Raw genomic sequence first — 23,080 nt, forward strand, 5'->3', positions numbered from 1 at the left:
GAGTACGATTCTGTCTGTGCGGAGACTATCGCGTCAGCTCGTCCTCGTTCTTCTCATCGCGTTCGCGCTGCCGTGTTTCGCCGCACATCGCAAGTTCCTGATGTGGAAGGTGACTTCGCCGACGGCGACCGTTTACCTTGTCGGCTCGATCCACCTCGCGGACCCTTCGATCTATCCACTTCCATCAATGGTGGAGAAAGCTTTCGCCGATTCGCAAGTCCTAGCCGTCGAAGCTGACGTGAGCAACTTCAATCTCGACGAAGCCGTAGGGCTGCTCGGCGAATACGGCATGTACACTGATGGCGACTCGCTCTCCAACCACGTCTCGCGCGAAACCAACGCCGACCTCGACGCCTTCTGCACCAAGCACCAGCTACCGCGCGAAATGCTCGACACCATGAAGCCCTGGATGGTCGCGCTCACCGTCGAAGCCATGGCCGCGCAGAGTTCTGGCTTCGATCCCAGCGCCGGTATCGACATGCACTTTCTCAACTCGGCCAACGGCAAACGCGTGGACCAGCTCGAGTCGGTCGAGTTCCAGTTCAAGTTGCTCGCCTCCGCCAGTGACAGCGAGCAGTCGCAGTTTCTCGCCTCGGCGCTGAAAGAATCCGGACAGATCGGCGACACCGAGCGCGCCTACGAAAACGGCGATATCAATGCGCTCAGCTCCGAGATTTCGCGCCAGGAACCGCGCTCCTACTACCAGCGCCTGCTCGACGATCGCAATCCCGCGATGACCGACAAAGTTGCCGCGTATCTCGGTGGCCACGAAACCGCGTTTGTCGTGGTCGGGATCGCCCACGTAATCGGCGACCACGGCATTGCGAAATCGCTGGAGCGCAAAGGCTACAAGGTCGAACAGAACACTTACGATTGGTAGCTACGGCACCGTGACATAGATCGTGCTCTTGAAATAAATTCCGTCATAGGCCTGCACCGTAATGCGCCGCGTTCCAGACGCAAGCGTCAGAGTGGTATCAACCTTGCCGCCCATCACCTCGTACTTCTTCACGCCATCAATGTAAACCTGCGTGAAGCTCACCGGCTTCGAGTCGTTCGCCACCGCGCTCACTTCTACGGCTGTGGTTCCCATCGTCGTTCCATTCGCAGGGGAGCAGATCGTTACCGTCTGGTTCGTGCCGGTGCCCGTGCAGCCAGTTGTCGTCGCCGAGAAGAAGTCCGTCATGAGGGGTGCCGTAGCCGCGGCGCCCGGAGCGCTGTTGATGCCAAGCGCCATCAGCGCCGTCCGCAGCACGCTCGGATGCTGGTAGAACGTGCTCGACTGGAATCCCTTCTTCACGTTCGGCCCAATCAATACCGTTGCAACGTGCCCGCCGCCGCCGTTTTCCGGAAGCTTCGGACAGCTCGCCAATGGCGCGCAGTCGGAGTCCACCGATTCGTCGAACGTAATGATTAACAGTCCATCGCCGCCGGGCTGGAATGCCGGACTGCTTAGCAATTGCGGCAGGTTCGCCTTCAGCCACGCGTCCATCGTCGGTAGACCAGCGTTGTGTCCGTTATGCGTGCCATTCGGACCGATCCATCCAAAGTTCGGGAGGTCGTTATTCGCGATGTCGGTTGCGAACTGAGTGAACGGAACCATGTTGTTCGCCTGCGAGCTGTTCACCACGTCCGATAAATAGGAAAACGGATTGTGGTTCTTCTCGTACGGCTCAACCGTTCCACCCGTGTACCCCTCGGAAGGAATGCTCTCCTCATACGCCTTCCAGGTCTTGCCCGCCGAGAGCATTTGCCGCACCACGTTGTCCACGTTGAATACTGCGGTGGTGCCGTCGTTCAGTGTCAGGTACTTGCCGGTGGTGATCCAGAAATAATTGGGCAGCGAGTAGTGGCTGTTCGCGTCGTAATTCGTCGCCAGCCCATATTGCTGGATCAGGGAATTCAGGTACGGCATGTTCGGACTGCCGACCACCTGGCTGTAACTGTGGTTCTCCTCCATAAGAACGAATACATGGTTGGAGGAAGGAACTTGCGCTGAACTAATCGCCGCGAAACTCAATACGCACACCGCTACCGCCAGGCAAAACTGCTTGAGTCTGTCCGTAAACACTTAGGTGGATTCTCCTGTTGGGGAATGCGTGCCGCGCGCACAGAAGCGACTCGTCTGTGCTGGAGGCACGGAGCAGATCGGTGTGGCACAGGCCGACCAAACGTCAGGCCAACATCGCTTTTGTAATGATGCTGCAACAAATCCACGCGTTGGGCTCGAAAAGCAGCTACTTCGCCCTACTCCGAACGAACTAAGGCCCTCGCGCTTGTCGGGAAATCCAGAGCAGCCTCTCGCCGGCTTCCGGCTTCTAATCGGGAGTGTTTACCACCGAGGCAACCAGGTTCGGCCCGGAGGCGCGGCCGGACGAACCCGAGCCCGCGCGCGGATTCCTTCACCGCCTGCGCGACACTGTGCCCGGAATCATTGCCGGCGCGGCCGATCTCGACCCTGCGGCCGTTCTAACCGCCACGGTTGTCGGCGCCACGTTTGGACTCTCCATTGCCTGGGTGGTGCTCGTCAGCTTCCCTGTCCTGAAGACGGTCTTCGCCGTCTCCTCGCGCATCGGGCGCGACACCCGACGCGGCCTCATCGAACTTGTCCGCATCCGCTACGGCAGCGGGCGTGCCAAGCTCATGGCGCTCGGCATGGTCTGCGTTAACCTCGCCATGGTCATCGGCGACATCTACGCCGTCTCCGACGCCTTCTCGCTGATCCTCCTCCAGCGGCGCGCCATGTTCATCGCTGTTGTCGGCTTCGTCATTTGGTATTTCCTTATTGTCAGCGACTACAAGAAGGTCACGAGCACGCTCGGCACGTTGACGTTAGTCTTGCTCGCGTACGTTCTCGCCGCACATCGCGCCACGGATTCCTACGTCGGCCTCGCGAAAGGTGTGTTCCTTCCGCACATCCAGATGTCGGGCGCTTACTTCATGGCGGTGATCGCACTTTTTGGGTCGCTGCTCACGCCGGATGTCATCGTCTGGCAAACCAGCACCAAGCGCGACCTGCCGACCGGAGTTGCTAACGCTCATTATTCGGAGTCGAACGCGGGCACCATCGTCGCGTGCCTGATCTCGTTTTGCGTGATCATCTGCGCTGCGCGCATTCATGTTGCCGCCCCATCGCAGGTGACGACTCGCACCGCCGCGCAGGCACTAAGCGTTCTCGGCCAAGCCGGTCCGGTGATTTTCTCGCTCGGAATCATCGGATCAGGACTCGTCGCCCTTCCGCTGATCGTAGGTTCGCTTTGCTTTAGCGTTGCCGAAGCCTTCGGGTGGAAGTCGCGCCTCAGTCGCGCTCCGTGGGAAGCGACGCGCTTCTACACTTTGATCTCCGCAGTGGTGTTCATCGCCGTCGCCGTGGATCTCTTCGGCATCAACGTGGTCACAGTACTCTACTGGTCGCAGCTCTTTGCGGGCGTCATGACGATCCCAATTCTGCACTACATGCGACGGCTGGGAGACGATCCTGCGATCGTCACCGTGCGCAATACGCATTCGGAGAACCGCTGGTTGCTGGGCGCAATCATCGTGACTATCATCGCGAACCTGGCGTTTCTCTATACGCAGATCTGGTGATTTCCCGAATCGAAAAATCCCCCCGCTTCAGATCACATTCTGAATCGTTTGATAAGGATTATCATCCGATAAGTATGCCAAAGGAGAAACTGGATTTTGACGGCCTCTGCCGCGAGCGCCATCTTGCGGCTACGCATCAGCGCCGCATCATCTTCCAGGCTGTGACTGCGGCCCCGGGGCACTACTCGCCCGAGGAGATTTACGAGGTCGTCCGCAAACAAATCCCTTCCATCTCCGTGGCTACGATTTATAAGAACCTGAAGACGTTCGTTGAGGCCGGAATCCTGCACGAAGTTAGCCCGCACCATGGCAGCCTGCGTGTGGACCCCACCCTGACGCCCCACCACCACCTCGTTTGCCGTAAGTGCAAATCCATAACGGACATCGACGCAAAATTCCTTGATCCGGTACGTCTCCGGCGTGCTCCCAAGGGATTTAAGATCGAGCAGTTCGCTGTCGATATCCTCGGAACCTGCAGTAAATGCGCAAAGCAGTCAGCGCACTAATTTTCGAATTTATCTTTCATCAGGAGAGACCAGCATGTTAGGCGTAGGCCAAAAATTTCCCGCATTCAACCTGAAAGCCACAGTGAGCCTCGAAAAAGGCAAGGAATTCGCAGACATCAAGGACAACGATTACGCGGGCAAGTGGAAGATTTATTTCTTCTGGCCCAAGGACTTCACCTTCGTTTGCCCGACGGAAATCGCTGCGTTCGGCAAGATGAACAAGGAATTCGCGGAGCGCGATACCCAGGTCCTTGGCGGCAGCACCGATAGCGAATTCGTCCACCACGCGTGGCGCACCCATCACGACGATCTTCGCAACCTGCCCTTCCCCATGCTCGCCGATGTGAAGCGTGAGCTCACCAGCGACCTCGGCATCCTCGATCCCGAAGCCGGCGTTGCGCAGCGTGCGACCTACATCGTTGACCCGCAGGGAATCATCCGCTTCGCGTATGTCACCGACCTCTCGGTTGGCCGCAGCCCGAGCGAAGTGCTTCGCGTGCTCGACGCTCTTCAGACCGACGAGCTCTGCCCGTGCAACTGGCAGAAGGGCCAGGAGACTTTGCACGTCTAACTGATCACCGGGGCCTGCTCGCAGCGGGCCCCTTGCTTTGCTGGAAGGGTCCCATGAATCTCGAAGCACTGCTCGACACCGTCCCCGCATACGCACGCGATCTGAAGTTGAACTTCTCGGCTGTCGTGCGCCAGAATACCGAACTCACCGAACAACAGCTCTGGGGCACCGTGGTTGCCTGCGCGGCCGCTTCGCGCAATCGCACCCTGCTCGACGCCATCGTGGAAGAAGCGAAAGGCAAGCTGAGCGCGCAAGCTGTCGAAGCCGCCAAAGGCGCGGCCGCCATCCTCAGCATGAACAATATCTTCTATCGCTTCCAGCACCTCGCGGTGAACAAGAAGTACGAGACCATGCGCGCCGGCCTGCGAATGAACTTCCTCCGCCAGCACGGCGTGGATCCGCTCGACTTCGAACTGTGGGCGCTCGCTGTCTCGGCCGTGAACGGCTGCGGCAAGTGCATTGACGCCCATGAGCGCGTCCTGCTGCAGAAAGAATTCAGCGAAGAGAAGATTCTCGCAGCGATTCGCGTGGCGTCGACTATCTACGGACTCGCCGTGGTTTTCGACGCGGAGGAGCCGAAGGGCGACCTGGTAGGCGCGCCGGTGAATACGGACGCGTATTCGACGACAACGATTTAAGTGGATTGATCGAATTAGCGATGGCCTCTGCGGAGGCCATTTGCTTTTCCATTCGCGATTCGCGATTCGCGAATGCCGATCAGGGTGACAGAGAAGCGGCAAGAGCTTGCACCTTAGCGAGTGCTTCGTTCTTTGTTTTGCCGTAGGCCAGAACGCCTGGGAGGTTCGGGATTTCAGCGATCCATCTGCCGTCTTCTTCGCGGTCGAACTCCACGGAATGCAACTATTGAGACTCGCGAGTCGCGTGCGCCTCCAACATCTGTTCAGTAAGAGTGCACAATCATCTGGCGCGCAAAACCCGCTACAATTAAACAGTGCCCACAGTTGTGAAAACCACTCGTAAAACTGCGACGAAAACGAAGTCCAAGCTCGAGGTGTTGCGCGCGCCGAACTTTAATCTGCCTTGGCTTGTCCACGGATTCAGCACCCGCGGTGGCGGCGGCTCCGACGTTTACGGCAAAGGTTCGCTCAATCTTGGGATCACTGAGCACGACAGCCGCGAGAACGTGGAACGCAATCGCGCTCTGTTCGCGCAGGCGATGGGTGCGGGAGATGCGAAATCGCATTGGCCGATTGTGCAGATGAAACAGGTGCACTCCGGCGTGGTGCACAAGGTGGACGGCCCCATCGCCGAGCAGCTCACCGGTGACGGGCTCATCACCAACGTTCCCGAGCTGCTCATCGGGATCAAGACCGCCGATTGCATTCCGGTCTTGGTGGTGGACACCAAGAAGCGCGCCGTCGGGGCGTTTCATGCAGGATGGCGTGGGACCGTGGCGCGCATCGTCGAAAAAGGCATTGGCGAGATGCGGCGGCACTATGGCTCGAATCCGCGCGACATCCAGGCTGCCATCGGTCCCGCGATCGGCAAATGTTGCTACACCGTGGGCGAAGAACTCATCCACTCGTTCGAGTCGCAATTCGCGTACGCAAAGGAACTGTTTAACGAGGAATACGACTTTGAGTCGCTGCACAACAAGTACCCGATGCTCTTCCTCAACCAGCGCGCGCCCGGACACGGTGAGCCCGCAACGAAAATCCAACTTGATCTCGTGGAAGCGAACCGTCGCCAGTTGCTCGATGCCCGCGTTCCGGCCGCGAACATTTACGCATTCGACGCGTGCACCTCGTGTGACACCAAGCGTTTCTTCTCGCACCGCGCCGAGTTCGGCAAAACCGGTCGCATGATGGCTGCCATCGGAATCCGCAAGTGATCTCGGCAGCTGATCTGAACCGTGGGCTGGTTGAAGCGTTGCCGGAACTCGCCTCCGATCGCGAGGCCTACGAGCAGCGGCGACTCGAAGATCCCGAGTTCCTTCAGAGTTTCATCGGTTACAGCTTCATTCCCACATTGCAGGTTGCGCTCGACCAGAACGTCGACGACTTCTGCCGCCGAGCCTTCGCGCTGATCGAGCGGCTTCTCGCGGAAGGCGATGACGATGTACAGGCGATCTTGCGCGATGAGTTCTTCGATTACGGACCCGCCTGCGAGAAGTGGATGCGCCACGCAGGAACTCTCATGGGACCGCTGACGAGAAAAGCTGCTACCGGAAAATGAAACAGCTGCCGAATCTCGGCAGCCGTTCTTTGCTACGAATTTCTGAAATTACGCTTGGCCTTCCGCAGCCGGCGGAGTCGCCGGTGTAGCAGCAGCCGCTTCGGCCGCGTCGTTCACCATGTCCTTCAACTCTTTGCTGGGCTTGAAGAAAGGAATCTTCTTCGCCGGAACTTCCACGCGGTCGCCGGTCTTGGGGTTACGTCCCACGCGCGGTTTACGCTGACGGGTACGGAAGCTGCCGAAGCCTCGAATTTCAATCTTATCGCCGGCGCGCAGCGAATGAACGATACTGTCAAAGATCGTTTCTACAATCACTTCACTGTCTTTGCGCGTCAATTCGGCCAGCCGGGAAACCTCGTCGATCAGGTCCGCCTTTGTCATCGCCCCTCCAAGCTCCGCCTGCATCCACTTGCAGGTCTAAGAGTATGCCCTTTTCATTTGTAAGTCGCTTCTAAATTCTCAGAAACACTGGCCTTTTGGCAAGACTCAGTTTCAGTTCTTTTGCCGATTCCGGTTCCGAGGTGGGTCACCCTACTTCCAGAGGTAGTAAAAGCCGACGTTCGTCTGCATCAGCTTGGCACGGTCCGGAATCAGGTCCGACACATCGCCGAACATCAGATCCAGCAACGACTTACGTTCCCGTTCCGGGGTCACCAAGGTCGGTTCGCCGCTGATTCCGACGCTTTTTGCCGTATCCGCCACGGTCGCCTGGAAATCCGCGATCTGGTCGATCAATTTCATCGGCAGCGCCTGGCGTCCGGTCCACACCCGTCCGTCCGCAATGGGACGAATGTCCTCGTCCTTCACTTTGCGTCCAGTCGCCACGTTATGAATGAACTGCGAATGCATGTCGTCAATCAACGCCTGCATGTAGGCCTTCTCGGCCGGGGTCATGTCGCGCGTCGGCGAGCCGGTGTCTTTGAATTCACCAGCTTTCATCGTGATTTCCTTGAGCTTGGCCCATTTCAACAGGTCGGCGTAGTTGTACCACTCCGCAATCACGCCGATGCTGCCCACGATGCTCGCTTCATTCGCGTAGATCTTGTTCGTCGCGGAAGCCACGTAGTACGCGCCACTCGCGCCCACGGTCTCGATGGAAGCGACAATGCGCTTGTGCTTCTCATCGCGCACGCGCCGCACTTCGCGGTAAATCTCCTCCGAAGCCGCAGCGCCACCGCCGGGCGAATTGATGTGCAGGATGATGGCTTTGATCGAGCTATCGTCGCCATACTTCTTCAATTGCGCGACAACGCTCTTGGGATCAACGATCACGCCTTCCAGGTCCACTACCGCAATGCGGTCGCCGAACCCGGTAAATTGTGCGTGGTCATCGGCGCGGACGCTAACGTACACCAGCACGAAAATGGCTGCAACGAAGAGAAAAAATGCGCCACCGGCAAGTGCAACCCACAAAAACACGCGTGAACCACGATTGCTGGCCATAAGCAGAGCTCAAGTGTATCCCTTTTTCCTGCGGCGATGGTATCGCAGTAGGACAATGTTGGAATCCAGCTACTCTGCTTCCTGTCTGTCGCTGTAGAAAGCGCCGTTACGCTAGCAGAAATTACCTTCCACTTACCTTCTACCGGCTCGAAGAGGTTGGGAATCCAGCAGCTTAGGATTTGGCGAGTCAGGTGCAATTCAGAGCTGCAGGAGGGCCGACCCGATGACTGAAAGCCAGCGTGCGTTGCAGGTAATGGGAGTTACCACCCCCGATCAACGACGCTCCCCCCGACGATCAGTCCACGCCAGCGGCACGATTTGTGCCGGCGGCGTCACCCATGTTGCCTGGATCAAGGACATTACCGACTCCGGCATCTTCGTCTTCACGAAGTATCGCCCCAAGGTCGGTGAGACAGTAAAGGTCACGCTCGACGCGCGCAAACTGCCGCCGGACTTCCACAGCATTTACGAAGGCAGCGTGATTCGGATCCAGAACTGCGGCCCGGGTTCTGCGGTAGGCATCGCGGTGCTTTTTAGCGTGATCGGCGCAGTGATGCTGAGGGCAGCGGCTTAGCTACTTCGCGGTCGTATTCGCCGCGAACCACTCGGTCAATTCAGTTTCGCCGAGGCTGGCTTCCGCGAGCGCGTAAAAAACGGCGTAGCGATCCTCGGCTGTCGCGGTGACATTGAAACCGTTTAGCCCTAGAAAGAGCAACGACACCACGAAGGCCGTCCGCTTGTTGCCATCGAAGAACGGATGGTTGCGAGCGATGCCAAAGGCGTAGGAGGCCGCCAAACGCTGAGCGCTTACCGGTTCTGCGAATAGTTGAGAAGATGCTTCGAGCGACCCAACGCTGATTCCAGCAGCCCTGAATCACGGACTCCCGGTTGACCGCCGTGCCTACCGAGTTGTTTGTCGTGGATAGCGAGGGCGTCTTGGAGTTCAACCCAGACAGGCTCTTCCACTACTCTGCCAGTCTGCGCAGAACGTCATGGTTCTCGTCCATGATCTCTTCCGCCACTTTCATCTTCTCTTCGAACGTCGCTCGCGAGGCGGAGAGAAGTACCCCATCGGACACTTCGGAGACCTGAACGGTGCTGCCCTCGGTCACCTTCAATTTATCCAAAAGCTCTTTGGGGAGGATGATCGCGAAGGAGCCGCCAACGTTCGTCACTTTTACGCTCGTGACCACGGGAACCTCACTTCACTATTATGCCCTAACGTGGCTCGTTACTTCTTCTTTGCCACAACCTTCTTCTTGGCAGGCGGAGCGGCTTTCTTCGCGACCGGTTTGGGCTCCGGCTTCTTCGCGACAGGGGCAGCTTTCTTGCCGGTCCCGTTATGGTTTGCTGCTACAGGCACATGCTTCGTAACAGGAGCGGGCTTCGCGACGAGAGCAGACTTTGCAGCTGCGGGCTTCGCGGCTAAAACAGATTTCGTCACCGGCGCAGTTTTTCCAGCAACCGGTTTCGCGGCGACCGCAGGTTTCGGCGCTTCGGCTGGAAGCGGTGGCGGCACAGGCGTGGGAGCTTCCAAAACCGGCGATTCCCCGAGCGCCTTCATCACTATGCCGCGCATTTCCTCGACCGGCGCAGGCTTGCCGCTCCAAATCTCAAATTGACGCGCTCCCTGCTGCACAAACATCTCGTAGCCCGGAATCGTCGCCAATCCTTTGGCTTTCGCCAACTGGATCAACCGAGTGTTCACCGGGTTATAGACCATGTCGAACACGATGCGCGCCCGCAATTCATCGGCTTCGAGCGGGCTCACCTTCGGGTTCATCATGCCGACCGAGGTCGCGTTGATGATCACGTCGAAATCGAGCTTTTTCAAATCGGCTCGCTTTACGACCTTCGCACCCGCTTCCTTCGCCAACTTTTGCGCCTTCGGCACGGTGCGATTCACGATCGAAATGTGTGCCCCGCGTGCCGCCAATCCGAACACCGCTGCGCGCGCTGCGCCACCGGCGCCTACCACCAGGATTTTCGCCCCAGTCACGGTGATGCGGTCCGAAAGCGGCCCAACGATCCCAGCCACGTCGGTATTAAATCCGTAGAGCTTTCCGTCTTGCGCGCGGACGATCGTATTCACCGCGCCAATCTTGCGCACCAGGTCGTCGGTGTTCGCGAGGTGCTTCACCATCTCCTCTTTATGCGGCATGGTGATGCTCAACCCGCGCAGAGGAATGTCGCGAATACACGCCATCAGATCGTCGGTCTTTTTTGTGTGCAACGCCAGATACACGCCATTCACGTTCTCGCGGCGGAACGCCAGGTTCATCATCGCCGGCGACAACGAATGCGCTACTGGATCTCCGGCAACGCCGTACACATGCGTGGCGGCGTCCACGTGGTCAATACGGAAAGTGCTCCGCAGGTCGCGATAGGTGACCTGTCCCGGCGCCGTCTCTTCGCCCGCGGAAGCCGCCGCAAAGGTAAATACACTGCCCGCTCGGACCGACAAAACCCGGCTGATAATGCCTTGCTCGCCCATGCACAGCCCGATCAGCCAGTAATCGTGCCCGTGCTTCTCCAGGAACTTCATCATCTGCACGTTGTCGTACAGGGAGGTCGCCGTGGAGACCACTTTGTAATATTCGACGTGGATTTTCACCATCCGGGCGAGGATGTCATCCAGCTTCTTGGTTGCCTTAAAGTCATGAAAAGACAGGATGATCGAGGCTGCTTCACGAAGCTTTTGCAGCTCCGAGGCCTTCACCGACTCCGCTGTCTCCAGTTCCACGTCCAGAAGTTGACATCCGGCTGCCGCGGCCTTGGCCAGGATTTCGAGCTGCGCCGAGGCCGACCCCTTAAATTTGCCCCCGTTGACCGCCCTCCGACAGGTACCAATGATGACGGCATCGGGCCGGGTTTCGAGCAGGCGCTTCACCTTGGGGAGCGCCGCTGCGGGGTTGGTCAGGTAGTCTAACCTGAACTCAAGAAAGGGGTTTTCGCGGATTATGCCTTCCGCTTTGGCGATCATTTCCTCCGGCGTCGCGCCGATTACGGCGACGCAAACACGGGGAATGCGCGAGCGGAGGATGCGGGGCGCGTTGTAGCCGGAAGTTGCCATCGTAGCCGGATACTTCCGGCGTCGCGATAGTAACGATGCACTAATCTAGTTGCAACACCCTTTTCAAGTTACGGAAGATATTTCGCGATTTTGCACCTCTGGGGTAACTAGACTGGCAAACAGGTTCTTGACCAGCAGCTACTCCTCTGATACTTTTGCGCCTCAGCCATAGTTCTGCATCGTCAACGACATGCAGCCGCACAGCGGTCCCCCCGGGGCTCATTGACCTTCGCCGCTTGCGCGTGATCTCAGATCGCGTATGGTACGAAGTCTTGCTCGTAAGATCAGGTTCGCACGCATCGGTTGTAGGTTTCGCCTCGGCTCACGGAGGGGTTATGAAAAAAGCTCTGCTTCTCGTTACTCTCGCTGCCAGCGCAGCGGCATTTGGTCAGGCCGACGTTACGGCCGCGCAGGCCGCGCAAAACACTCAAACATCGCCTACCGTGTTGCCGTCCAACATCGTGACGAAGGGCACTACCGCCTCCTACACAGACACGTACTGTGCCGGCTATATGTCGCCGACCGACGTTTCCAACGCGTCGTTCGTAGTCGCGGGAGAGCAGTCGCCCAACACCGCGCGCTTCGTAAAGAATGACTCCATCCTTCTCAACGGCGCAGGCTGGCAGGAAGGCCAGAAGGTCTCCGTCGTCCGCCGCGCCAAGGACCCCAACTATTACAAGCTTTACGACGGCCAAAACGCCGAGACCAAGAAGGCCGGCTTTGTCTTCTACGATATGGCCCAGGCGACGGTCACCAATGTTGCGGGAGCCAATGCGGTCGCACACATTGATTTCAGCTGCGATCCGGTCGTCCCTGGCGACTTGATAGTCCCCTTCCAGGAGCGTGCGATTGCTGCATTCCACGCGCGCCCGTACAACTTCCAGCACTGGACGCCGCTCAAGAAATCCACCACTGGCCGCATTGTCCTCAGCAAGGACTTCGATGCGTACCTCGGCGAAGGCAAGAAGTTCTACGTCAACATTGGCACCACCCAGGGCTTGAAGGTTGGTGATTACGTCCGCATCTATCGCGGTTGGGAAGACAACGAGATGGATCCGTCGGATGAAGGGTCTCTGATGTCCATCAACTACGAAGACGACCAGTTCAAAGAGCCGCCGCTGAAGACGAAGCGTTGGGCAGAACTGCCGAAGCGCGGGCTTGCGGAAGCCGTGATTCTCTACACCACGCCGACCACCGCAACCGCCATGATCACCTACGCGATCGAGGACGTTCACATTGGCGATCACTTCGAACTGATGGCGCCGGAAGCTGGCGAAGCCAGCGGCGGAAGCCACTAACCAACTTTCAGCAGAAACAAGAATGCGCCGCAAATGCGGCGCGTTTCTTTTTGCGGAAAACTACTCTCCAAAGATTTCAGCCGTGAACGCCTCGATGGAAGCACCACGCTGCCATGCATCCACAGGCAGCATCGCCTTACGACAGGTCTCGCTCAGGAACGTCTGGGCGTCCCAGTTGCGCTCCGTTGCAACTTGCGGCAGCAGTAAGCCGCGCCGCATATTCCAGGAAATCAGCAGTCCATGCTTGCCCACTTCTACATCCTTCGGTTCGATCGGGAACAGCAGGGACATCACGCTGATCTCCACTTTGAGTTCTGGCGCCTCAGGAGCTTTCACCCGCTCAAACCGTGGATCTTCAAACGCGGCGCCCACAGCGGTGTTTGCCACAGTCTTGTAGAGCGACGCCACCGGAAGCACATAGCCAATGCACCCGCGCAACTTACCGTGCAGATGCAGGGTCGTAAAAGCACCGCGTTGCTCCTCGAGATGCGGAGTCGGCGCCGTCAGGTCCATCGGCCGGTCATGCAACGCGCTATCGATTGCAGCATGCGCCAACCGGATCAGGGTTTCTCGTTCTGTCTGGGAATATTCGCCAACCGCACTACTGCTGGGTAGCTGCGACATCGGGTGATTTGCGCCGCCGCGATAGTACGAACGAACGCCGGCGCCGGCGTTCCGAGCTGCGATCAATCTTCCGCCAGAAGCCCACAAAATAATCCACTGCGGAGATCAACGACAGTGCCACCATGAACCAGATTGCCATCTTCGCGATCAAGTCGATTGCGAGCACAAAATGGAATGAGCCAAAGTCCCACTCCGCGTCCCACCAGCGCACATCCAGGATCGCCGCCACTACGCACACGATCTGGACCACCATCTTCATCTTGCCCAGATCGCTAGCCTGGATCGTGAAACCTTCCGACGCCGCAATCGATCGCAAGCCGCTGACGAGGAACTCGCGCCCGATCACGATCACGGCAACCCAAGCGCTGACGATGTGCGGATTCACCTGCACCAGCGTGATGAATGCCGCCGTCACCATGAGCTTGTCGGCCAACGGATCGAGCAGCATGCCCATGGTGGTGACCTGCTGCCGCTTGCGCGCGAGATAACCATCCAGCCCATCGGTAATGGAAGCCAGGATGAACACCGCGGAAGCGAGGAGCTCCCTCTCTCCGTGGAGACTGCCAATGCGCGGGGTGAGAAGGATCCAGATCAACAGCGGGATGCTGAAGATCCGAGACAGCGTGATGGAATTCGGTAAGTTCACCGCAAGGATGGCCTGACTCTCTGATTATCCTCCACCACACAAGTCAAATCAATGCTGGCAGAGTTCCTCTTCAGTGGGAGGCGGCCAAACCCATTCAGGATGCACGGCGGTGGTGAAGATGATCCCGGGAAGCCCGGTGCCACGCCGGAAAGTCCAACTCCCCGGTCCTGGCCCACCGCTTCAGATCGGCCCACATCGCCTCAGGACCATGAAAACCATCGTGATAGGCCGTCAGGGGGCGAATCGCGACGACCATGGCAATTAGTGAGATCAGGCCGGGCGAGCAGGCATAGATCAGCAGCGTGCGAGCAATGCGCTGTCGGCGTTGCATTGTGACCAACCCCAAGGTGCACCCGACCCGAGCTTTGGCGGGAGCGACAACCGTGTCGAGGATTCTACTCCTAAAGGGCACGCCACAAGTGTTGCGCTGGTCAGCGACAGGGTGCGTTTCCGAGGTCTCGAGAACCTGTTCAGGCTGCTTGCTTATGAGTAGTACCAAAACCAGCGTCTCTCCACCGGATGAATTGTCAGCCGTGGCTTGATCCCCATGATTTCCTTGGCGCAATTGCCGGAATCCTCATAGCCTTTGTACAGAAACCCCTCGTGGAGAACGAACCCGTCTCCGCCAAATCTGAACCACACTTCGATCTCACCGTTTCGACATCGCAGGGCATCTACGCGAACAACGTGCGGCGGAAGTTGCGCCACACCTACCTTGCCCATATCCACGGGACACACATCGGTGGCTCTGCAAGCGAGTTGTCCTTGAGGTGCGAATCTTTCCCCGCTCCTCACCCTCTCAACAATCGCTTCATACTCGCCCAAATGTCGCCTGAACTCGCGCTCCCGCCAGACAGCCGCGGAAACCACAACGCCCCACGCGCTGGCGAGGAAAAGGAAACAGAGAGCAGCAGGAACGAACCACCAACGAGAGAATTTCCGCCATCGACCGAAGCCTATTCCCGCTGACCAAAACAGCGCAACGAACATTGCGGTTAGCGAGATGCACCACGCGAGGAACCAGCGAGGAACTGAAGCCACTGCGGAGAGGAAGGTGAACAAAACGAAGCAGCATCCCATCGCCGTAATTGCTAGATTCGCGGTTCGCAATTCAATGGCCTGTTCTTTCCCGATCGTTGGCTAGGAGCCTTGTTTCAGAAACGACGCAGGGGCCGCTCGTTGGCGGCCCCTTGTAGCACCCTGTCCGTAATACGGTTGGGGTGAATGTTGTCTACGCGTAAATTCCGCGCTGCCGGATAGTGTATGCCACTCTGTCAATAGCCAGCATGTAGGCACCGATGCGATTTGGTACATTGTGCTGCTCGGACATATTCACGACATCCTCGAAAGAGCTAACCATGATGTGCTCGAGCTGCTCGTTGACCACCGATTCCTTCCAGAAGTAGCCTTGGCGGTCCTGCACCCATTCGAAATACGACACCGTCACGCCGCCGGCATTGGCAAGAATGTCAGGCATTACGAAGACCTTCTTGTCGTTCAGGATTTCGTCCGCCCCGGACGTAGTCGGTCCGTTCGCGCCTTCCACGATGATCCTCGCCTTCACCTTTTCGGCGTTTTTCGTGGTGATGACGTTCTCGGTCGCGGCCGGAATCAGCACATCGCAATCGGCAATCATCAGGTCCGCGGTTGCCGCTTTCTCTGCGCCCGGGAAACCGTGAATGGATCCGTTGTGCGCCTTGTAATCCACCAGCGCATTGATATCGATTCCGTTCACGTTGTGCAGGCCGCCATCCCACTCACCAATGCCGATGACTTTGTAACCGGCCTGGTGCATCAGCTGCGCCGCGTTAGAACCGACGTTGCCGAAGCCCTGCACGATCACCCGCGTGCTCTCGCGCGACATGTTGAACTTCTTCAGGCATTGGTCGGCGGTGATCATCACACCACGTCCGGTGGCCTCGCGACGTCCGCGCGATCCGCCCATATTCAGCGGCTTGCCAGTAACGACGGCGTTCACCGTCATGCGCATGTGCATGGAGTAGGTGTCCATCATCCACGCCATCGTCTGTTCGTTGGTGTTGACGTCGGGTGCCGGAACGTCCTTTTCAGGACCGATAAACTCCATCAACTCGGCGGTGTAGCGGCGCGTCATGCGCTCCAGTTCGCCCATAGACATCGTCTTCGGGTCGCAGATAATGCCGCCCTTGGCGCCGCCGAAGGGAATGTTCACGACTGCGCATTTCCAGGTCATCCACGCCGCCAGGGCGCGCACTTCGTCGAGACTTACTTCCGGCGAAAACCGGACGCCGCCCTTTGCGGGGCCACGCGCGAACGAGTGCTGGACACGGTAACCGGTGAACATCCGGATCTTGCCGGTGTCCATGCTGACCGGAATGTTGACCGTAACTTCGCGGGCGGGAACACGCAGAACGCTGATCAGGCCTTCATCGAGTTTGAGTTTCGTGGTGGCAGTATCAAAGCGTGCTGCCTGCTGTTCCCATGGATTGAGTTCTTTGTCGAATTGCTCTGCGGTAGTCATGCATTCTCCATTAGTGCGGTCCCGTCGGGCAGATTTGTGCCTTGAAACGACGTTATAGGAGACCCTTCGGGCAAACCTTAGGAGTATATGTTCGCCAGCGAAGTTGGGCAAGGAGGAGGATCACACAACGGCAACCGGATTCGATTACACTAGCCGCGACCATGCACATCCTGATTGCCGGTGCGGGCTTTGCCGGACTTGCCAGTGCCCTCACCTTGGCACGCGCGGGCCATCGTGTGACATTGGTGGAGCGCGACTCCTTCGAGACCGGACACCACGAGCACGCCGCCAACTGGACCCGCCGCGGCATTGCGCATTTCCTCCAACCGCACGCCTTCCTGCCGCGCGGCCGCCGCGAACTCATTCACCTGTTCCCCGACGTTTACCAAGTCCTGCTGCGCGCCGGGGCCAGCGATTTTTCGGCGGCGGACAAGATCCAGGGCCGGCGCATCCCTGAGGACGACGAACTCGTCTATCTATCCGTACGACGGCCTGTGATCGAGTGGGCACTGCGTAATGCGGTGCTCTCGAATCCGAACGTCTCCGTCTTCTGCAACACGCGGATTGCCGATGTGCTCATCGAACGCGGAGGCGTGCCAAAGGTTTTCGGCATCGCGACCGACACCGGCGAGACCATCACGGCGGACCTTGTAGTTGATGCGCTCGGCCGCAACACGCCGTTTCCCGCGAAGCTTGCGTCCGTTGGTTGCAATCTTCGCACCGAGAGCACCAACAGCGAGATCATTTATTACTCCCGCTATTTCCGGATGTTCACCGGCAAGCAGTTTCCGCGCGGGCCGTGGCTGGTGACGCCGCGCGGCGATCTCGGCTACGCGGCGTTTTCTACTTTCACCGGCGATAACGGTACGTTCGCGCTGCTACTCGCCATCGGAAGTTGGGACCGAGAACTGCGGGTGCTGCAGAACGAAGGCGCGTGGAATGCCGTCGCCGCCGCGATCCCGACGCTCGCCCCGCTGGTGGATCCGCACTTCGCCACGCCCATCACCGGCGTGTTGCCGATGGGCGAATTGCAAAACACGCTGCGCCACTACGTGGAGTTCGGCGACGCCTGCGTCCGCGGATTCGTGCCGGTGGGCGATACCGTTTGCCACACCGATCCGACCTTCGCGCTCGGGTTGTCTTTCGCACTCATCCACGCGCGTGCCTTGCGCGACGCCATTCAAGGTGCGGCGACGCCAGACCAAATCCTGCCGGCATATTGGAAAGCTATTTATCCGGAGACCCGCGAGCGCTATGACTACGTGGTCGCAGCCGACGAGGCCCGCGCCGCCAAATGGCAAGGCGCGGAGCTCGACCAATTCCATGCCGACGGCTGCTTTCCCCTGTTCACCATGGCGGCAACCGCAATGGCTGCGCAACGCGATGACGAAATCTTTCGCAAGACCCTACGCCGTATGGGATTCCTCGACCGCCTCAGCGTCTTCGATCACGACACTCGCCTGCACCGCCGCATTGAGCAGATCGTGGAAGACCTGATGAAGACGCACCGCATCAGCAAAACCATCTCCCGCGCGCGGCTTCTGAAACTGGCGAATAAGGCCGCGGAGCGTCAATCCGCCGTTCTTCGTTGACGCACGCCAGCAGCATTCATAAGATGGGGCACCCCCATTTCCCTGGATGATTGGCCAAACCATCTCGCATTACCAGATCGTCGAGAAGATCGGCGGTGGTGGCATGGGGGTTGTGTACAAGGCGGAAGACACCCGCCTGCACCGCTTCGTTGCCCTCAAGTTCCTGCCCGCCAATGTTGCCGGTGACGCTCAGGCACTGGCGCGTTTCCGCCGCGAAGCACAGGCGGCCTCGGCACTCAACCATCCGAACATCTGCACCATTTACGACATCGGTGAAGAGAACGGCCAGGCATTCATCGCGATGGAGTTCCTCGATGGCATGACGCTGAAGCACAAAGCGTCTGGCCTGGCGATGGACATGGACACCATCCTGCCGTTCGCCATCGAGATCGCCGATGCCCTCGATGCCGCGCACACCGCCGGCATCGTCCATCGTGATATCAAGCCCGCAAACCTCTTTCTCACCAAGCGCGGACACGCCAAGGTGCTCGACTTCGGATTGGCCAAGGTCGGCGGTGCAGCCGCAGCCTCCGCCACCTCGAAGCCCGCCGACAACACCATCTCGGTCGTTCGCGACGAAGACCTCACCAGCCCCGGCTCCACGCTCGGCACCGTGGCTTACATGTCGCCCGAGCAGGTCGCCGCAAAAGATCTCGACGCCCGCACCGATCTCTTCTCCTTCGGCGTGGTTCTCTACGAAATCGCCACCGGACGCCTGCCGTTTCCCGGCGAAAGCACCGGCCTGATCTTCAAAGCCATTCTCGACAACGCTCCCGAGCCGATGACCAAGCTCAACCCAGCAATTCCCGCGGAGTTCGAGCGTGTCGTCTTCAAAGCACTCGAGAAAGACCGTGACCTGCGCTACCAGAGCGCGGCAGAACTGCGCGCCGACCTCAAGCGCATTCAGCGCGGCAGCGAATCCCTGCGCAGCAGCGTGGTTCAGGCTCCGGCGAAACGCAGGCTTTCGAACAAGCAGATTGCGCGGATTGCGATTACCGGCGCGGTTGCATTGCTGCTCATCATCTTCAGCTCGATTGCGTGGCAGCGATCGCACGACGCCGCGAAACAGACCGCTGCGACATCATCTTCCAAGCCTTCCGTAGCAGTCCTTCCGCTGAAGAACCTGAGCGGCGATGGCGACAACAATTACTTCAGCGAGGGCATGACGGAAGAGATCACGACGAAGCTCTCGAAGATCCAGGCAATCAACGTGGCATCGCATTCGTCGGTTGTGGCCGCGAAAACCGCCGACAAGAGCGCCACCGACATCGGCAAAGCACTGAACGTTCGCTACGTACTGGAAGGATCGGTGCGCAAGGCCGGCAACGAGGTGCGTATCAACGTGCAGTTGATTGACGCAGCCAACGGGTTCCAAGTGTGGGCCGACGACTTCACCGGCGAGATGAAGGACGTCTTCAGCTTGCAGGAGCAGACGGCGATGAAGATCGCGCAGTCACTCAACCTGAAGCTCTCGCCGCAAGAAGAGCAGGCGATCCAGCATCGCGCCACCGATAACCCGCAGGCCTACGACGCCTACCTGCGCGGCTCTGCCCTCACCAACACCTTCGACAGCAAAGATGCCCTCGAAGGCGCGCGCAAGAATTTCGAAGAGGCCCTCAAGTACGACGCCAACTATCCGCCGGCGGTCGCCGGCCTATCGTGGGTAGAGGCACAGCTTTACCGTAATGTGGAGTCGGACCCGAAGCACCTTGAACTTGCCGAGAAGTATGGCCAAAAGGCATTGCAATTGGCGCCCGACGCCGCCGACACCCATCTCGCCATCGGCAGCATCGCCGCGATTAAGTACGACTACAACACCGCGGCCCGCGAGTTTCGCCGTGCAACCGAGCTTGCTCCCGATAGCGGCTACGCCTCCGACCTGCTCTCCTGGGCGCTCTCGTACCAGATACCGCCCGATCCCATCGGCGCCGAAGCCGCCGCGCGCAAAGCACTGCGGCTTCAGGCCTCGATCTACCCCGCGTACTACCACCTCGGGCGCGCACTGATCGCGCAGGGCCGTTATTCGGAAGCGCTCGAGTCGTTCGAGCAGATGCGAAGGCTAAGCCCAACCTCCAATACCGCCGGCCTTGGATTCGGCCAGGTTTATATCGCGCAGGGTGAGTACGACAAGGCCATCGAAGTTCTCTTGAAATATCCGCAAGCCAATACCATCAATTACTACTGGCTGGCCGCCGCATATGCGGCCAAGGGCGACAACGCGAAAGCCCTCGCGACGATCCAGAAGGCTTTCGACCTGGGCTTCCGCGACTTCGGCGCCATCAACGCCAGCCCCTACTTCGAGAAGCTGCGCAGCGATCCGAAGTTCCAGGCGATGGTTGCGAAGTATCGCAAGTAATTTACTTCTTCAATTGTGACGGCCAGTTCTGAACCAGCGTCAACGGCTGCGTGCTGCCGCCACTCTGCGTGGCGGCGATGAAGCGCTTCCCATCGTGGGTCACATCGTATTCCGCGCTCAGCCCTGGCAATGCGAGCGGGAACAACTGCGTCGCGGTCCCTACTGCGAACGAATTTCCGCTGTTCTCCACCTGCACCGCCACAATGCCGGACGAGTCGAAGTAATAAATCTCTTTCCCATCGCCGCGCCATCTCGGCTCGATCCCGTATCCCTGCGACACCTGCCACTTTTCACCGGTCCAAGGGAAGGGTGCTACGAAGATCTGCGGCTGCGAATTCATGAACGCCATGTAGGCGACCCAACGGCCATCGGGCGAAAATTGTCCGGACATGGTGCGCATATCGTTGCCCGCAAATGCCTGCGGTTTGCCCTGTCCGGACGGATCCAGCAAGCTAAGCTGCAGTTCAAGCCCGTATCCCTGCTGGTACATGAGGTGACGCCCGTCCGGTGACCACGTGGTCACGCCCGAGAGCGAGTGGTCCGGTACGGTGAGAATCGTTTGTTCCGGTGCCCCGCCCGCAGAGGGCTTAATCGCCATACTTGCGCCCTGGTTCATCGTGAATGCGATCCGCGATCCATCCGGAGACCACACGGGGCCGCGCGTCACTCCGCCGCTGAACATCAGCCGGTTCTTCAGGTGGGTCGTCAGGTCATAGACCCAGATGTTCGCCGCGACCGTATTGACGTCGGTCAAGGCCAGCTTCTTGTTGTCGGGCGAAAGCTGAACTTCCTGGAAGCTGCCCAGCCCAGCCAGCGACTCAAGCACCTTCCCCGACCGGTCATACCAGGCCAGCGATTGTCCGCCCGCAGCTGCGCCCGACGCATAAATCATCATGCCGTTGGTCGAGACCGATAGGTTCGTTCGCCATAACGACGCGTCCACCTGCGGAGTTTCCGCCAGTGTTTTCGGCTCTCCGCTGAGCTTGCCCGTCGACGGATCGAAGCTCTGCGCCAGCAGCGTGCGCTCGCGCTCGAAGATGAGGTATCCGTTTGCGAAGAGCGCGTTCGAAAACGTGTGCACCAGGAACCGGTTCTCTTTGCCGTCCACCGACGCGTAGAACACGCCAGTATCCTGGCTCGTCGGCGCACTGTGGTTCACCGCGACATAGAGATAGTGCTTCCCATCCGGCAACCAGGTCGGCCAACGGTTCGAGGAATACTTCGTGCCCTCCAGCTTCGACAGCTCGTGCGGTGCGCCGCCACTCGCCGGAAGCATCGCAATCGTCGTGTTGTACGAGATTGCCGCCAGGATGTTTCCATCCGCGCCCCAACTCCCACCGCGCCCGAGCGTGGAATCGCACAGCGTCACCGGCGCGCTCGCGTCAATATCTATGCGCTTCAGCTTGTCGTTGGTAAAGAACCCAAGACTGCGGCTGTCCGGCGACCAGAACGGAAAACGCCCGTCTTCGGTACCGGGCAACGGTCGCGCGGTTACGGACTCTAAATCGCGAACGAAGAGCTGTGCAGCCTGCCCGCTCTTGCGCGCCGAAAATACCAACTTCCGCCCGTCAGGAGAAATCACCGGCGGCCCGCTGATATCTCCGGAGATATTGAACTCCAGCCCCTCCGGCGCCGCGATTTCCGCACGTATCAGCGGCAGCGATTTTTCCGCCATCAGCGCCCACGTAATCGCCGCGAGTGCCACTAAGCCTGCGAATGCCGCGACGGCCCACGCTATCGCCAAACGATGTTTCTTCTTCGGCGCGACAGCTTCCACCGCCGCAGAACTTTGCGACGCCACATCCGCAATCTGCTTCAGTTGCAGCTTTACGTCGTGCGCAGTCTGCCAGCGCTCATCGGGATCTTTCGCGAGACAGGTCTTCACCAGCCTTTCGAGTGCTGGAGGGGTTGTTGGCTGGATCGTCGAGATCGGAGCCGGATCGCGCTCCAGGATCGCTGCCATGGTGCTCGCAGCGCTCTTGCCTTCGAAGGCCCGCTTTCCGGTCGCCATTTCGTACAGCACCGCACCGAGCGAGAAAATATCGGAACGCGCATCGGCCTCCCGTCCTTCCACCTGTTCCGGCGCCATGTATTGGAACGTGCCGACCACTGTTCCTTCCGCCGTTAGCGGATGGCTCTGCGCCGGCGTGCTCAACGTCATGCTCAAACTCGACACCGCACTCGCGCTCGCAACCGCCGCCTTCGCCAGCCCAAAGTCCATCAGCTTGGCGCCGCCCTTGGTCAGCATGATGTTCCCGGGCTTCAAATCACGATGCACCACCCCGCTGCGGTGCGCCCGGTCGAGCCCATCGCAAACTTCAATCGCGCACTTCAGCAGCTGGGCAATTGGCATCGGCCCCTTGCGCAGCCGGTCGGCGAGGGTCTCGCCCTCGAGAAACTCCATTACCAGGAAGTCCGTGCCTTCCTGTTGGCCCACGTCGTACAACGTGCAAATGTTGGGATGGTTCAGCGACGAGATTGTCCGCGCCTCGCGATCGAAGCGCTGTTTCGCGTCGGGATTATCGGAGAGATGCCCGGGCAGGATCTTGACGGCGACGGTGCGGTCCAGCCGCAGGTCTTTGGCGCGATACACCTCGCCCATGCCGCCCGCCCCAAGCGGCGACTGAATCTCATAAGGGCCGAACTTCGTGCCGGATGTAAGGGTCATGCGTGGATGCAGGATTGTA

At 59.1% G+C, this 23,080-nt stretch carries 21 protein-coding genes; 11 read left to right on the forward strand and 10 right to left on the reverse strand.

What is annotated here, in order from left to right:
• The first annotated feature begins 16 nt into the window (after positions 1–16).
• A complete protein-coding gene (locus ACID345_RS21270) occupies positions 17–880 on the forward strand; it encodes a TraB/GumN family protein (protein WP_011524895.1) in 864 nt (287 codons plus the stop codon).
• Here ACID345_RS21270 and ACID345_RS21275 read toward each other — a convergent pair whose 3' ends face one another.
• Positions 881–2,071 carry an alkaline phosphatase family protein gene (locus ACID345_RS21275; protein WP_011524896.1) on the reverse strand — a complete coding sequence of 397 codons (1,191 nt, stop codon included), beginning with the start codon at positions 2,069–2,071 and terminating at the stop codon, positions 881–883.
• Between the two features lie 257 nt (positions 2,072–2,328).
• Here ACID345_RS21275 and ACID345_RS21280 point away from each other — a divergent pair, with 257 nt between their 5' ends.
• The 6 genes from ACID345_RS21280 (at position 2,329) to ACID345_RS21310 (ending at position 6,861) form a co-directional block, all read left to right on the forward strand.
• Entirely contained in the window at positions 2,329–3,588 is a 1,260-nt protein-coding gene (locus ACID345_RS21280) for an NRAMP family divalent metal transporter (RefSeq protein ID WP_011524897.1), read from the forward strand.
• 74 nt (positions 3,589–3,662) lie between these two features.
• Positions 3,663–4,094, forward strand: a complete 432-nt coding sequence (locus ACID345_RS21285) for a Fur family transcriptional regulator (RefSeq protein WP_011524898.1) — start codon at positions 3,663–3,665, stop codon at positions 4,092–4,094.
• Between the two features lie 34 nt (positions 4,095–4,128).
• A complete protein-coding gene (locus tag ACID345_RS21290) occupies positions 4,129–4,665 on the forward strand; it encodes a peroxiredoxin (protein ID WP_011524899.1) in 537 nt (178 codons plus the stop codon).
• Positions 4,666–4,718: 53 nt separating this feature from the next.
• On the forward strand, positions 4,719–5,303 hold the full coding sequence (locus ACID345_RS21295) for a carboxymuconolactone decarboxylase family protein (protein WP_011524900.1): 585 nt from the start codon (positions 4,719–4,721) through the stop codon (positions 5,301–5,303).
• Positions 5,304–5,629: 326 nt separating this feature from the next.
• Positions 5,630–6,517: a peptidoglycan editing factor PgeF gene (gene pgeF, locus ACID345_RS21305; RefSeq protein ID WP_228370687.1), complete on the forward strand. Its 888-nt coding sequence runs from the start codon at positions 5,630–5,632 to the stop codon at positions 6,515–6,517.
• Positions 6,514–6,861, forward strand: coding sequence for a DUF7674 family protein (locus ACID345_RS21310; RefSeq protein WP_011524903.1), 348 nt, complete (start codon positions 6,514–6,516; stop codon positions 6,859–6,861). The genes pgeF and ACID345_RS21310 overlap by 4 nt, the downstream gene beginning before the upstream one ends.
• 48 nt (positions 6,862–6,909) lie before the next feature.
• On the opposite strand, the gene ACID345_RS21315 is transcribed toward ACID345_RS21310, so the two are convergent.
• A complete protein-coding gene (locus ACID345_RS21315; RefSeq protein ID WP_011524904.1) occupies positions 6,910–7,242 on the reverse strand; it encodes an HU family DNA-binding protein in 333 nt (110 codons plus the stop codon).
• Between the two features lie 150 nt (positions 7,243–7,392).
• On the reverse strand, positions 7,393–8,304 hold the full coding sequence (sppA, locus tag ACID345_RS21320; RefSeq protein WP_011524905.1) for a signal peptide peptidase SppA: 912 nt from the start codon (positions 8,302–8,304) through the stop codon (positions 7,393–7,395).
• A gap of 223 nt (positions 8,305–8,527) precedes the next feature.
• Between sppA and ACID345_RS21325 the strand changes: the two genes are divergently transcribed.
• Positions 8,528–8,878 (forward strand): PilZ domain-containing protein, encoded by a 351-nt coding sequence (locus ACID345_RS21325; protein WP_011524906.1) that lies wholly within the window; start codon positions 8,528–8,530, stop codon positions 8,876–8,878.
• On the opposite strand, the gene ACID345_RS27305 is transcribed toward ACID345_RS21325, so the two are convergent.
• The 3 genes from ACID345_RS27305 to aroE all read right to left on the reverse strand — a co-directional run bounded on the left by ACID345_RS27305 (position 8,879) and on the right by aroE (position 11,377).
• Positions 8,879–9,100, reverse strand: coding sequence for a type II toxin-antitoxin system death-on-curing family toxin (locus ACID345_RS27305; protein WP_011524907.1), 222 nt, complete (start codon positions 9,098–9,100; stop codon positions 8,879–8,881).
• Between the two features lie 169 nt (positions 9,101–9,269).
• Positions 9,270–9,497: an AbrB/MazE/SpoVT family DNA-binding domain-containing protein gene (locus tag ACID345_RS21335; RefSeq protein WP_011524908.1), complete on the reverse strand. Its 228-nt coding sequence runs from the start codon at positions 9,495–9,497 to the stop codon at positions 9,270–9,272.
• Between the two features lie 38 nt (positions 9,498–9,535).
• Positions 9,536–11,377, reverse strand: coding sequence for a shikimate dehydrogenase (aroE, locus tag ACID345_RS21340; protein ID WP_011524909.1), 1,842 nt, complete (start codon positions 11,375–11,377; stop codon positions 9,536–9,538).
• 335 nt (positions 11,378–11,712) lie between these two features.
• Between aroE and ACID345_RS21345 the strand changes: the two genes are divergently transcribed.
• Entirely contained in the window at positions 11,713–12,675 is a 963-nt protein-coding gene (locus tag ACID345_RS21345; protein ID WP_011524910.1) for a hypothetical protein, read from the forward strand.
• A gap of 60 nt (positions 12,676–12,735) precedes the next feature.
• On the opposite strand, the gene amrA is transcribed toward ACID345_RS21345, so the two are convergent.
• The 3 genes from amrA to ACID345_RS21370 all read right to left on the reverse strand — a co-directional run bounded on the left by amrA (position 12,736) and on the right by ACID345_RS21370 (position 16,445).
• Positions 12,736–13,299: an AmmeMemoRadiSam system protein A gene (gene amrA, locus ACID345_RS21350; protein WP_011524911.1), complete on the reverse strand. Its 564-nt coding sequence runs from the start codon at positions 13,297–13,299 to the stop codon at positions 12,736–12,738.
• Positions 13,277–13,945, reverse strand: a complete 669-nt coding sequence (gene pgsA, locus ACID345_RS21355; RefSeq protein WP_011524912.1) for a CDP-diacylglycerol--glycerol-3-phosphate 3-phosphatidyltransferase — start codon at positions 13,943–13,945, stop codon at positions 13,277–13,279. The genes amrA and pgsA overlap by 23 nt, the downstream gene beginning before the upstream one ends.
• Before the next feature lie 1,231 nt (positions 13,946–15,176).
• Positions 15,177–16,445 (reverse strand): Glu/Leu/Phe/Val family dehydrogenase, encoded by a 1,269-nt coding sequence (locus ACID345_RS21370; protein WP_011524914.1) that lies wholly within the window; start codon positions 16,443–16,445, stop codon positions 15,177–15,179.
• A gap of 161 nt (positions 16,446–16,606) precedes the next feature.
• Between ACID345_RS21370 and ACID345_RS21375 the strand changes: the two genes are divergently transcribed.
• On the forward strand, positions 16,607–18,037 hold the full coding sequence (locus ACID345_RS21375) for an FAD-dependent oxidoreductase (protein ID WP_011524915.1): 1,431 nt from the start codon (positions 16,607–16,609) through the stop codon (positions 18,035–18,037).
• 46 nt (positions 18,038–18,083) lie between these two features.
• Positions 18,084–20,393 carry a serine/threonine-protein kinase gene (locus tag ACID345_RS21380; protein WP_011524916.1) on the forward strand — a complete coding sequence of 770 codons (2,310 nt, stop codon included), beginning with the start codon at positions 18,084–18,086 and terminating at the stop codon, positions 20,391–20,393.
• A gap of 1 nt (position 20,394) precedes the next feature.
• On the opposite strand, the gene ACID345_RS25965 is transcribed toward ACID345_RS21380, so the two are convergent.
• Complete coding sequence (locus ACID345_RS25965; protein WP_011524917.1) at positions 20,395–23,061, reverse strand: protein kinase domain-containing protein; 2,667 nt, start codon at positions 23,059–23,061, stop codon at positions 20,395–20,397.
• Positions 23,062–23,080: the final 19 nt, after the last annotated feature.

Source organism: Candidatus Koribacter versatilis Ellin345, from assembly GCF_000014005.1.
Lineage (GTDB): Bacteria > Acidobacteriota > Terriglobia > Terriglobales > Acidobacteriaceae > Korobacter > Korobacter versatilis_A.